Raw genomic sequence first — 12,228 nt, 5'->3', positions numbered from 1 at the left:
TAACTTTTTGCGTCTGTTGCGTCAAATGTAACAATCACTTGCCAGACTGGCGGGTTAAAAAGGATACAGCAATGCTGACAATACGTACGGCGCAACGGGAAGACGCTCCCCTGCTGAGTGAAATGGGGAACGCCAGCTATCGCCACCACTTCGCCCACCTCTGGCACAGCGCCAGCGAGCTGGCGCACTTCCTCCAGCAGGAGTACTCCCTGCCCGCCCTTCACCACAGCCTCAGCGATGAGCGCAGCTGCTGGCTGATTGCCGAAGCCCGGCATCCTGTCGGCTTCGCAAAATACAGCTGCCATCAGCCGATGGCGCCCGATGGTCCGCGCGGCACGTTGCTGCATAAGCTCTATTTACTGCCAACTGAAACAGGACATGGCTACGGTGAGCAGATTTTTAGCGCCGTTGAAGCGCGGGCAAAGGCGGCGGGCGATGACTGGCTGTGGTTAGAAGTCCTCGCCAGCAATCCCGGCGCCAGGCGTTTTTATGAGCGCTCAGGTATGCAATATGTGAAAGACAGCGTATTCCGCTCCGCTACCCAGATGAGCACGCTGCATATTCTGGCCAAACCTATCTGAGAGGCGCTATGCACACTCTTCGTGAAACCGGCATCCGCAACGTCACCAGCGGTGAGAACGTGGTGATTTATCAACCTGCCAACCTCTATGACTGCACGCTTGGCGATAACGTCTTCGTCGGGCCATTCGTCGAAATTCAGGGCAATACGCGCATCGGCGCCGACAGTAAAATCCAGTCCCATACCTTTATTTGCGAGTATGTCACGATCGGCGAGCGTTGCTTTATCGGCCACGGCGTGATGTTTGCCAACGATATGTTTCGCGAGGGGCGTCCCGATGCCAACCGGGAAAACTGGGGGCGAATTACGATTGGGAACGATGTTTCTATCGGCAGCGGCGCGGCCATTCTGGCGGTCAGCATCTGCGATGGTGCGGTGATTGGCGCGGGCAGCGTGGTCACGAAATCGATAACAGAAAAAGGCGTCTGGGCGGGTAATCCGGCGAAATTGTTGCGCCGTCTGCCATAAAAAATGCCGACCCTGGGGTCGGCATTATTGCGGCGGATTAACGCTCCGTGACCGGGGGCGTGATTATGCGCGCCAGGCTTTGTAACGGTTAATCAGGCCGTTCGTCGAGCTGTCGTGGCTGCTGATTTCTTCGCCATCTTTCAGCTCTGGCAGAATGCGGTTTGCCAGCTGTTTACCTAACTCAACGCCCCACTGGTCGAAGGTGAAGATGTTGAGGATCGCGCCCTGGGTGAAGATCTTATGTTCATACAGGGCAATCAGCGCGCCCAGGCTGAACGGGGTGATTTCACGCAGCAGGATGGAGTTGGTCGGGCGGTTGCCTTCGAACACTTTGAACGGCACCACGTGATCCAGGGTTGCCGGATCTTTACCCTGATCACGATATTCCTGCTCAACCGCTTCACGGGATTTACCGAACGCCAGCGCTTCGGTCTGTGCAAAGAAGTTAGACAGCAGCTTCGGATGGTGATCGGAGAGCGGGTTATGGGTAATGGCCGGGGCGATAAAATCGCACGGTACCATTTTGGTGCCCTGGTGGATCAGCTGATAGAACGCGTGCTGGCCGTTGGTACCCGGCTCACCCCAGATGATAGGGCCGGTCTGGTAATCTACGGCGTTGCCGTTACGGTCAACGTATTTGCCGTTAGACTCCATGTTGCCCTGCTGGAAGTAGGCCGCAAAGCGGTGCATGTACTGGTCGTACGGCAGAATGGCTTCGGTTTCAGCGCCGAAGAAGTTGTTGTACCAGATACCGATCAGCGCCAGCAGCACCGGCAGGTTTTTCTCTGGCGCGGTGGTGGAGAAGTGTTTATCCATCGCATGCGCGCCGGAGAGCAGCTCAACAAAGTTGTCGAAGCCCACGGACAGGATAATGGACAGGCCGATGGCTGACCACAGGGAGTAACGGCCGCCAACCCAGTCCCAGAACTCAAACATATTGGCAGTATCAATACCGAACTCGCCCACCGCTTTGCCATTGGTGGAGAGTGCGGCGAAGTGTTTCGCCACGTGCTTCTCATCGCCCGCGGTCGCCAGGAACCAGTCGCGCGCGCTGTGGGCGTTGGTCATGGTTTCCTGGGTGGTGAAGGTTTTCGACGCGACCAGGAACAGGGTGGTTTCCGGGTTCACCGTTTTCAGCACTTCGGCGATATGGGTGCCATCGACGTTAGATACAAAGTGCATATTGAGGTGGTTTTTATACGGACGCAGCGCCTCGGTCACCATGAACGGGCCGAGGTCAGAACCGCCGATACCGATATTCACTACGTCAGTAATCGCTTTACCGGTATAGCCTTTCCAGCTACCGGAGATGATCGCTTCAGAGAAATGCTTCATCTTTTCGAGAACAGCATTAACTTCCGGCATCACATCTTTGCCATCAACAATAATCGGAGTATTGCTACGGTTGCGCAGAGCAACGTGCAGAACAGCGCGATCTTCAGTGCGGTTGATCTTTTCACCGGAGAACATGGACTTGATCGCCCCTGCCAGATCGGTCTCTTTCGCCAGATCCTGCAGTTTGCTCAGCGTCTCTTCGGTGATGCGGTTTTTGGAAAAATCCACCAGCATCAGATCGTCGAACGTTGCGGAAAACTTAGAAAAACGGTCGCTGTCTTGCGCGAAAAGCTCGCTGATAGTGACGTCTTTCATTTCATCAAAGTGTTTCTGTAATGCCTGCCAGGCAGAGGTCTGCGTTGGGTTGATGTTTTTCATTAGCAATACTCTTCTGATTTGAGAATTGTGACTGCGGTCGATTGTAGCGCCGGCGGCAAAAAATTGTGATGATTTTTATGTTATGCCTATGACACGCGTCAGGAACAGGGTCAGTTCGGGGCAAAAAGCCTCTACTAGTATAGCCATCATAAGGCTTTTTTCTGTTAATCATCCCCGCATGAAAAATCCGCATAACCGCAACGTTGACATACCTACTCCGAAGCCTTTATATAACTGCACTGCCTGCATTTACGCAGGTTTGTATTGCTCGCGCATTTCACGCTACAGCGAAAGGGTATTGCAGGGGGATTATCACCAGCGCCCCCAGGCAAAGTGAAAGACGTCGGTAATTGCCAGAAGAGGTGCGTTGCCCAGGTAACCGTATTGGAGGAACCAGTCCGGCGAAAATACGTGAGGGGGAGCAACGCCGAGGTGATAAAGCGTCTGGTACGCACATCACCGGCCACAGGGGCTGAATCCCCTGGGTTGTCACCAGAAACGTTCGCAGTCGGGCGTTTCATACCCAGGAACTGACGCAAGACGTTGGGGAGCGGGTCTACAAGGTGGAGCACTTCTGGGTGACATCGTAGCTGTTTATTGCTCTGCGCCCACCCTGTTTTTCGCTCTTCCCTTGTGCCATGGCTGAATAATTTGGCCTGGCTTATTAAGACATTTTATTACTGTAAGTTGGTGTCCAGCCCAGCCCCACTCAGGAATCGTTTTAATAAGTCAGGCCCCCCCTGACACGAGGTTGTTATGACAGATTTAGTTGTAGCCAAATTCGGCGGCACCAGCGTTGCCGATTTCGATGCCATGAATCGCAGCGTTGATGTTGCGCGACTTGATGAGAACACGCGCGTCGTGGTGTTATCGGCCTCTGCGGGTGTGACCAATCTTTTGGTTGCTTTGGCTGAAGGGCTGGAACCCGCTGAGCGTTTTGAAAAGCTCGAGTCACTGCGCCAGATTCAATTCAATATCCTGGAGCGTCTGCGCTATCCCAACGTGATTCGCGAAGAGATCGAGCGTCTGCTGGAAAATATCACCACCCTGGCAGAAGCCGCTGCGCTGGCAAGTTCCGCTGCGCTGACCGACGAGCTGGTCAGCCATGGTGAACTGATGTCCACCCTGCTGTTTGTCGAAATTCTCCGCGAGCGCGGTATCGCGTCACAGTGGTTCGATGTGCGTAAAATTATGCGCACCAACGATCGCTTCGGCCGCGCCGAGCCAGACATTGCCGCACTGGCCGAGCTGACGCAGCTGCAGCTGACTCCGCGCCTGGCTGAAGGTCTGGTGGTCACTCAGGGCTTTATCGGCAGCGAAGCGAAAGGGCGTACGACAACCCTGGGTCGCGGCGGCAGCGACTATACCGCGGCTCTGCTGGGCGAAGCGCTGAACGCCAGCCGTGTCGATATCTGGACCGATGTCCCGGGTATCTACACCACCGACCCGCGCGTCGCGCCGGCGGCAAAACGCATTGATGTCATCGCCTTTGCCGAAGCGGCAGAAATGGCCACCTTTGGGGCCAAAGTGCTTCATCCGGCCACCCTGTTGCCCGCCGTGCGTAGCGATATTCCGGTCTTCGTGGGCTCCAGCAAAGAACCCACCGCCGGCGGAACGCTGGTGTGCAATAAAACCGAAAATCCGCCGCTGTTCCGGGCGCTGGCCCTGCGCCGTCGTCAGACGCTGCTGACGCTGCATAGCCTGAATATGCTGCACTCTCGCGGCTTCCTGGCGGAAGTGTTCGGGATCCTCGCGCGCCACAATATTTCCGTGGATCTGATCACCACGTCCGAAGTCAGCATTGCGTTGACCATGGATACCACCGGTTCGACCTCCGCCACCGATACTCTGCTGACGCAGGCGCTGCTGACCGAGCTCTCCTCCCTGTGCCGCGTAGAAGTGGAGCAGGATCTGGCGCTGGTGGCGTTAATCGGTAACGAGTTGTCGCGCGCCTGTGGCGTGGGCAAAGAAGTTTTCGGCGTCCTTGAGCCGTTCAATATTCGTATGATTTGCTACGGCGCATCCAGCCATAACCTCTGCTTCCTGGTGCCTGGCGCAGATGCCGAGAAAGTCGTGCAGAAATTACATCATAATTTGTTTGAATAATATTTCTTCACGCGATAAATATTACCTATAGCCGGGCTCGAACCCGGCTTTTTTATAACTATACCAACACAACACCCCCTCAATCGTTCAGGCGACTGGACGGTGCGACGCTCCCTGATGCACAGCAGACAACGTGTCCGGGGAAACAGACACCGCCTGCGCACGCGTTGCCCGAAGAATGAGGCGTTAATCGCAAGGAAAACAACATGCTCGCTACTCTGACGAGGCTGTTCCCGTTATGGGCGCTGCTGCTCTCTGTTCTGGCTTATTACACTCCGTCGACCTTTACCCCCGTCGGGCCATGGGTCACCACGCTGCTGATGCTAATCATGTTCGGAATGGGAGTACATCTGAAACTGGATGACTTTAAGCGCGTGCTGTCGCGCCCGGCGCCGGTGGCTGCAGGTATTTTTCTTCACTATCTGGTGATGCCTCTCGCCGCCTGGGCGCTGGCGCTGCTGTTCCATATGCCGCCCGAGCTTTCAGCCGGCATGGTACTGGTCGGGAGCGTCGCCAGTGGGACCGCATCGAACGTGATGATCTATCTCGCGAAAGGCGATGTGGCGCTGTCTGTCACCATCTCATCGGTTTCTACGCTGGTCGGCGTGGTTGCCACGCCGCTGCTGACGCGGCTGTATGTGGATGCGCACATTCAGGTCGACGTCATGGGGATGCTGCTCAGCATCCTGCAGATCGTGGTGATCCCGATTGCGCTGGGGCTGGTGATTCACCATACGCTGCCCAAAGTGGTGAAAGCGGTTGAGCCTTTTCTGCCCGCCTTCTCAATGATCTGCATCCTGGCGATCATCAGCGCCGTCGTCGCCGGTTCCGCCTCGCATATCGCCTCGGTGGGCCTGGTGGTGATTGTCGCGGTTATCCTGCATAACGCCATTGGCCTGCTCGGTGGCTACTGGGGCGGGCGGCTGTTTGGCTTTGACGAGTCAACCTGTCGGACGCTGGCGATTGAAGTGGGGATGCAAAACTCTGGTCTGGCTGCCGCGCTGGGGAAAATCTACTTCGGCCCGCTCGCCGCGCTGCCCGGTGCGCTGTTTTCAGTCTGGCACAACCTGTCCGGTTCGCTGCTGGCGGGTTACTGGTCCGGGAAACCTACCGCCAAAAACGTGAACAAACGCTAATATTCCCTCACCCGGGCCAACGGCCCGGGTATTTTCCCCGTTTGCGCCCTCCTCAACGGGACTAACGCGCTGTCCGTCGGCCCGCGATTACCGTACACTGGGTTATCCGGCAGACTGAGGGCACCACGATGGCACTTCCCCGCATTACGCAAAAAGAGATGACAGAGCGCGAGCAACGCGAACTCAAAACGCTGCTTGACCGGGCCCGAATAGCGCACGGCCGTCCGCTGACCAACGCCGAGACCAACGCCGTCAAGAAAGAGTACATCGACAAGCTGATGGTGCTGCGAGAAGCCGAAGCGAAAAAGGCCCGCCAGCTAAAGAAAAAGCAGGCCTACAAACCCGATAGCGAAGCTTCATTTTCATGGTCGGCGAGCACGCCGACGCGCGGCAGGCGTTAACGCCCTTTCTTTTTCCGTCCCGGCTGAGTAAAACGTTTTCCGTTAGACGCCGGGCGCCCTTTCTCGTTTTTCTCATTGCTCTTTTCAACCTTCACTACCGGACGTTTGATCCCGGCGGTTTTCGGTTTGGCTTTCGCCTTCGGTTTGGCCTCAGAGGACGAATTCTCAATCAGCTTAAACAGCGCCACCAGCTCATCATCCGTCAGGTCGCGCCACTCGCCCAGCGGCAGTCCCGACAGCCCGACGTTCATAATTCGCGTTCGTTCAAGCTTCATGACCTCATAGCCAAAGTGCTCACACATCCGGCGAATCTGCCGGTTCAGGCCCTGAACCAGGGTTATGCGGAACACGAACGGCGCTTCCTTCCTGACTTTGCACTTCTTCGTCACCGTGCCAAGAATCGGTACGCCGGCTCCCATACCGCGGATAAACTCGTCGGTCACCGGCTTGTCCACCGTCACCAGATACTCTTTTTCGTGATCGTTGCCGGCACGCAGGATCTTATTCACCAGATCGCCGTGGTTGGTCAGAAAGATCAACCCCTGAGAGTCTTTGTCCAGTCGACCAATCGGGAAGACGCGCTTGCTGTGGTTAACAAAGTCCACAATGTTATCGCGCTCGCTGTCTTCCGTTGTGCTGACAATACCGACCGGTTTATTCAGGGCGATGAAAACCAGATCTTCGGCCTCGCGCGGCTCGATCAATTGACCGTTGACCTTCACGACATCGCCAGGGTTGACCTGATCGCCAATGGTCGCACGCTTGCCATTGATAAAAACATTGCCTTGTTCAATGTAGCGATCGGCTTCGCGACGCGAGCAAATTCCGCTTTCACTGATGTATTTATTGAGTCGGGTTGATGAGTCTGGCAGCATAAATTCTCCTGTAAAAGCGAAATATACCTCAGGCCGCGGACAATCAAAAATAATCGCGTCTCCACGGCTCGCCGCTAAATGTGATCCGTCACACCTTTCGACACAAAAGTGTTCCACCCCGTGCCGTGCAATTCTGCCCGGCGAAAATAAGCAGAATCAAACCATTAGCTCACCCTGCACAAAAGTGCCATCTCCAGGCAGGTCAGTAATCAAATGTGCAAAACAAACCGCCACCTTATGGTGATGATATAGCGGAAAATTGCTTTGTCGCCGGCGATAGTTGGGGTTATATCAGATCAAGAGAGCAAGAGTGTCGTTTGCACAAATGTGCAGGAGCCCAAAGATGGCGATCGAAAATAGCGATGATATCCGCTTAATAGTTAAAGTTGCCCAGCTCTATTATGAGCAGGACCTGACCCAGGCGCAGATTGCCCGTGAGCTGGGTATTTACCGCACCACGATCAGCCGCCTGCTAAAACGCGGTCGTGAGCAGGGTATTGTCACCATCGCCATCAACTACGACTACAACGAAAATCTGTGGCTGGAACAGCAGCTGAAGCAAAAGTTCGCTCTCAAAGAGGCGGTGGTCGCTTCCTGCGAGTCATCACAGGAAGAGGACCAGCTGAGCACCATCGGGCAGCATGGCGCTCAGCTGGTCGACCGCCTGCTTGAGCCTGGCGATATTATCGGCTTTTCCTGGGGGCGTGCGGTCCGTGCGCTGGTCGAAACCCTTCCGCAGGCAAGTCAGTCGCGGCAGGTGATTTGCGTGCCGATTATCGGCGGTCCCTCGGGCAAGCTGGAGAGCCGGTATCATGTGAACACGCTGACCTACGGCGCCGCCGCCAGGCTGAAAGCCGAATCGCATCTTGCTGACTTCCCGGCGCTGCTGGAAAACACATTGATTCGCAACGGTATTATGCAGTCCCAGCATTTTAAAACGATTTCATCCTACTGGGAGAATCTCGATGTGGCGCTGGTGGGTATCGGTTCCCCGGCGATTCGCGATGGCGCCAACTGGCATGCGTTTTATGGTAGCGAAGAGAGCGATGATCTCAACGCGCGGCACGTCGCCGGCGATATTTGTTCACGCTTTTATGATATCAACGGTATCGCCGTTGAAACCAATATGAATGAAAAAACGCTCTCCATCGATATTGCCAGATTAAAACAGGTGCGTTATTCCGTGGGTATCGCCATCGGCGAAGAAAAATATACCGGAATCATTGGCGCATTACGCGGGGGTTATATTAACTGCCTGGTGACGAATAGAGAAACCGCAGAACTGTTACTGAAATAAAAGACGTTTTCTTTTGCCGCAGCTCGCGCTGCGTGGGATCCCTTTACCTGAAAATGAGATAACGATTATGCAAACATGGCTAAATCTGCAAGATAAAATCATTATTGTTACCGGCGGCGCTTCGGGAATTGGTCTGGCAATTGTTGATGAGTTATTAAATCTCGGCGCAAATGTCCAGATGAGCGATATTCACGGCGGTGACAAGCATCACCACAATGACCGTTACAGGTTCTGGCCCACGGATATTTCCAGCGCCAGCGAGGTGAATCACACCGTCGAGCAGATTATTCAACAATACGGCCGTATCGATGGCCTGGTGAATAATGCCGGGGTGAATTTTCCGCGTCTCCTCGTCGATGAGAAAGCCCCGGCAGGACGCTACGAACTCAATGAGGCCGCTTTTGAAAAGATGGTGAACATCAACCAAAAAGGGGTCTTTCTGATGTCGCAGGCGGTGGCCCGGCAGATGGTGAAACAGCGCGCAGGCGTCATTGTTAACGTCTCGTCGGAAAGCGGGCTGGAAGGCTCTGAAGGTCAGAGCTGCTATGCCGCAACCAAGGCCGCGCTGAATAGCTTCACGCGTTCATGGTCCAAAGAGCTGGGGAAACACGGTATTCGCGTCGTGGGCGTTGCGCCAGGCATCCTCGAAAAAACCGGGCTGCGCACGCCGGAATACGAAGAAGCGCTGGCCTGGACGCGCAATATCAGCGTCGAGCAGCTGCGCGCGGGCTATAGCAAAAACGCGATTCCGCTTGGTCGCTCCGGTCGTCTGAGCGAAGTGGCCGACTATGTCTGCTACCTGCTGTCAGAGCGGGCAAGCTATATAACCGGAGTAACCACTAACATCGCCGGCGGAAAAACCCGCGGATAAGGAGTCGATATGGTGAATGTTATTTTCTGCACCCACGGTCAGCTGGCCTGCGCCATGCTGGATTCGGTACGCATGGTCTATGGTGACGTAAAGGCCAGCGCGGTGGCATTTATGCCCGGCGAAAACGCCAGCGACATCGCCACCCGGCTCGATGAGTTAGTAAGTGCTCACAATGATAGTGAGTGGCTGATCGCCGTCGATTTACAGTGCGGCAGCCCATGGAATGCCGCCGCCGGGCTGGCGATGAAAAACCCGCGACTGCGGGTCATCAGCGGTCTCTCTTTACCGCTGGCGCTGGAACTGGTGGATAACCAGCAGACCCTGACCGCAGACGCCCTGTGCGCACACCTGACCACCATCGCCAGCCAGTGCTGCGTGGTGTGGCGACAGCCGGAAACCATTGAGGAGGATTTCTGATGAACATTACGCTTGCTCGCATTGATGACCGCCTGATCCATGGCCAGGTGACCACCGTGTGGTCAAAAGTGGCCAACGCCGGGCGCATTATTATCTGCAACGACGAGGTCTATAACGATGAGGTACGTCGGACCTTACTCCGCCAGGCCGCGCCTCCGGGCATGAAGGTCAATGTCGTTAACCTCGAAAAGGCGGTCGCCGTTTATCACAACCCGCAATATCAACACGAGACCGTTTTTTATTTATTCACCAACCCCCAGGATGTTTTAACGATGGTCAGACAGGGGGTCAATATTGCCACCTTAAATATCGGCGGCATGGCCTGGCGACCGGGTAAAAAACAATTAACCAAGGCGGTATCTTTAGACGACCTGGATATTCATGCGTTTCATGAACTGGATAAACTGGGCGTAAAACTGGACTTACGTGTGGTGGCATCAGATCCGTCCGTCAATATCCTCGACAAAATAGCCGAGCACTCTGTTACAGAATAAAACAGCGCCTGTATTTTGCACATCGTTATTCTGAATGGCACACCCTGGAAATAGACTTAGCACAATTTTTAGTGACAGGTTTAAAAATATAAAACCCATACCGTGACCGTCAGCATAATACCGTGTTAATGCCGTAACAGGCAGGGATTTGCATACCCTCAAGGTGACACATTATGGAAATCAGTACTCTACAAATAATCGCCATATTTATTTTTTCCTGTATTGCCGGAATGGGCAGCGTGCTGGATGAATTTCAGACGCACCGCCCGTTAATTGCCTGCACGGTCATCGGCTTAATTCTCGGTGATTTAAAAACCGGGATTATGCTCGGCGGTACATTGGAACTGATCGCACTCGGCTGGATGAACGTCGGCGCCGCGCAATCGCCGGATTCGGCGCTGGCCAGCATTATCTCCGCGATTCTGGTTATCGTCGGCCATCAAAGTATCGCCACAGGGATCGCCATCGCGCTGCCGGTGGCCGCGGCCGGGCAGGTGCTCACCGTTTTCGCCCGCACCATTACGGTGGTCTTTCAACACGCAGCGGACAAAGCGGCGGAGGACGCGCGTTTTCGCACTATCGACATGCTGCATATCTCGGCGCTGGGCGTACAGGCGCTCCGCGTCGCAATTCCGGCACTGGTCGTCTCGCTGTTTGTCAGCGCCGACATGGTCAGCAACATGCTGAACGCCATCCCGGAATTTGTCACCCGCGGCCTGCAAATCGCCGGTGGTTTTATTGTGGTGGTGGGCTACGCCATGGTGCTGCGCATGATGGGCGTCAAATACCTGATGCCATTCTTTTTCCTCGGTTTTCTGGTGGGAGGCTATCTCGATTTCAGCCTGCTGGCCTTCGGCGGCGTGGGCGTCATTATCGCGCTGATTTATATCCAGCTGAACCCGCAATGGCGCAAGGCCGAGCCCCAGCAGGCCGCCGCCTCTTCCACCGCCCTTGACCAACTTGACGACTGATGGAGCCCGTTATGGAACCGAAAAAACTCACCCAAGGCGACCTGGTTAACATCTTTCTGCGCTCCAACCTGCAGCAGGCCTCCTTCAACTTTGAACGCATTCATGGTCTCGGCTTTTGCTACGACATGATCCCGGCGATCAAGCGTCTCTATCCGCTAAAAGAGGATCAGGTGGCGGCGCTAAAACGCCATCTGGTGTTCTTCAATACCACCCCCGCCGTCTGCGGCCCGGTGCTGGGCGTAACGGCGGCGATGGAGGAAGCGCGAGCCAACGGCGCGGCCATCGACGATGGGGCGATTAACGGCATCAAAGTTGGCCTGATGGGGCCGCTGGCCGGGGTCGGCGATCCGCTGGTCTGGGGCACGTTGCGCCCGATTACCGCGGCGCTCGGCGCGTCGCTCGCGCTCTCCGGGAATCTTCTTGGGCCACTTCTCTTTTTCTTTATTTTCAATGCAGTACGCCTGGCAATGAAATGGTACGGCCTGCAGCTCGGTTTCCGTAAGGGGGTCAATATCGTCAGCGATATGGGCGGTAACCTGCTGCAAAAACTGACCGAAGGGGCCTCTATTTTGGGTCTCTTCGTGATGGGCGTGCTGGTCACCAGGTGGACCTCCATCCACGTGCCGTTGGTGGTGTCGCAAACGCCAGGCGCCGACGGCACCACCGTCACCATGACCGTACAAAACATCCTCGACCAGCTTTGTCCCGGCCTGCTGGCGCTGGGCCTGACGCTGCTGATGGTGCGTCTGCTCAATAAAAAAGTTAACCCGGTATGGCTGATCTTTGCCCTGTTTGGTCTGGGGATTATCGGTAACGCGCTGGGCTTCTTGTCCTGATTATTCGGCCCCGGTCGCACCGGGGCCACTTCAATAAGCTAACCCCGTAGTAAAAGGGGATGA

13 protein-coding genes and 1 riboswitch are annotated in these 12,228 nt (G+C 55.4%); of the genes, 11 read left to right on the top strand and 2 right to left on the bottom strand.

The genetic code is table 11. From position 1 onward, the window contains the following. Positions 1 to 71 precede the first annotated feature (71 nt). Entirely contained in the window at positions 72 to 581 is a 510-nt protein-coding gene (locus AC007G_RS17455; protein WP_032698391.1) for a GNAT family N-acetyltransferase, read from the top strand. A gap of 8 nt (positions 582 to 589) precedes the next feature. Further along, positions 590 to 1,048, top strand: coding sequence for an acyltransferase (locus AC007G_RS17450; RefSeq protein WP_032689956.1), 459 nt, complete (start codon positions 590 to 592; stop codon positions 1,046 to 1,048). 63 nt (positions 1,049 to 1,111) lie between these two features. Here the strand turns inward: AC007G_RS17450 and pgi are convergent, their stop codons facing one another. Further along, positions 1,112 to 2,761: a glucose-6-phosphate isomerase gene (gene pgi / locus AC007G_RS17445; protein WP_032689957.1), complete on the bottom strand. Its 1,650-nt coding sequence runs from the start codon at positions 2,759 to 2,761 to the stop codon at positions 1,112 to 1,114. A gap of 349 nt (positions 2,762 to 3,110) precedes the next feature. Next, a riboswitch (Lysine riboswitch) is annotated at positions 3,111 to 3,343 on the top strand. A gap of 174 nt (positions 3,344 to 3,517) precedes the next feature. Between pgi and lysC the strand changes: the two genes are divergently transcribed. The 3 genes from lysC to AC007G_RS17430 all read left to right on the top strand — a co-directional run bounded on the left by lysC (position 3,518) and on the right by AC007G_RS17430 (position 6,404). After that, a complete protein-coding gene (lysC, locus tag AC007G_RS17440; RefSeq protein WP_004856417.1) occupies positions 3,518 to 4,867 on the top strand; it encodes a lysine-sensitive aspartokinase 3 in 1,350 nt (449 codons plus the stop codon). A gap of 206 nt (positions 4,868 to 5,073) precedes the next feature. Further along, a complete protein-coding gene (gene panS, locus AC007G_RS17435; RefSeq protein ID WP_004856416.1) occupies positions 5,074 to 6,003 on the top strand; it encodes a ketopantoate/pantoate/pantothenate transporter PanS in 930 nt (309 codons plus the stop codon). 128 nt (positions 6,004 to 6,131) lie between these two features. Next, positions 6,132 to 6,404, top strand: coding sequence for a YjbD family protein (locus tag AC007G_RS17430; protein ID WP_004856415.1), 273 nt, complete (start codon positions 6,132 to 6,134; stop codon positions 6,402 to 6,404). Here AC007G_RS17430 and rluF read toward each other — a convergent pair. Further along, positions 6,401 to 7,279 carry a 23S rRNA pseudouridine(2604) synthase RluF gene (gene rluF, locus AC007G_RS17425; protein ID WP_032698392.1) on the bottom strand — a complete coding sequence of 293 codons (879 nt, stop codon included), beginning with the start codon at positions 7,277 to 7,279 and terminating at the stop codon, positions 6,401 to 6,403. The genes AC007G_RS17430 and rluF overlap by 4 nt on opposite strands. 343 nt (positions 7,280 to 7,622) lie before the next feature. Between rluF and AC007G_RS17420 the strand changes: the two genes are divergently transcribed. The 6 genes from AC007G_RS17420 (at position 7,623) to AC007G_RS17395 (ending at position 12,165) form a co-directional block, all read left to right on the top strand. Beyond that, the gene (locus tag AC007G_RS17420) at positions 7,623 to 8,576 is read left to right on the top strand and encodes a sugar-binding transcriptional regulator (protein ID WP_032697088.1); all 954 of its coding nucleotides are present in this window, start codon (positions 7,623 to 7,625) and stop codon (positions 8,574 to 8,576) included. Positions 8,577 to 8,643: 67 nt separating this feature from the next. Beyond that, a complete protein-coding gene (locus AC007G_RS17415) occupies positions 8,644 to 9,447 on the top strand; it encodes an SDR family oxidoreductase (protein WP_032689959.1) in 804 nt (267 codons plus the stop codon). A gap of 9 nt (positions 9,448 to 9,456) precedes the next feature. Then, positions 9,457 to 9,864 (top strand): mannose/fructose/sorbose PTS transporter subunit IIA, encoded by a 408-nt coding sequence (locus AC007G_RS17410; RefSeq protein WP_099973706.1) that lies wholly within the window; start codon positions 9,457 to 9,459, stop codon positions 9,862 to 9,864. Further along, complete coding sequence (locus AC007G_RS17405) at positions 9,864 to 10,358, top strand: PTS sugar transporter subunit IIB (RefSeq protein WP_099973707.1); 495 nt, start codon at positions 9,864 to 9,866, stop codon at positions 10,356 to 10,358. The genes AC007G_RS17410 and AC007G_RS17405 overlap by 1 nt, the downstream gene beginning before the upstream one ends. Positions 10,359 to 10,531: 173 nt before the next feature. Continuing rightward, positions 10,532 to 11,329 carry a PTS mannose/fructose/sorbose transporter subunit IIC gene (locus tag AC007G_RS17400; protein WP_046853254.1) on the top strand — a complete coding sequence of 266 codons (798 nt, stop codon included), beginning with the start codon at positions 10,532 to 10,534 and terminating at the stop codon, positions 11,327 to 11,329. A gap of 11 nt (positions 11,330 to 11,340) precedes the next feature. Next, positions 11,341 to 12,165: a PTS system mannose/fructose/sorbose family transporter subunit IID gene (locus AC007G_RS17395; RefSeq protein ID WP_032698395.1), complete on the top strand. Its 825-nt coding sequence runs from the start codon at positions 11,341 to 11,343 to the stop codon at positions 12,163 to 12,165. Positions 12,166 to 12,228 lie beyond the last annotated feature (63 nt).

Source organism: Klebsiella sp. CSG-1 (assembly GCF_056521145.1).
The sequence above is the reverse complement of the archived record's forward strand: the minus strand, read 5'-3'. Positions and strand labels throughout refer to the sequence as shown.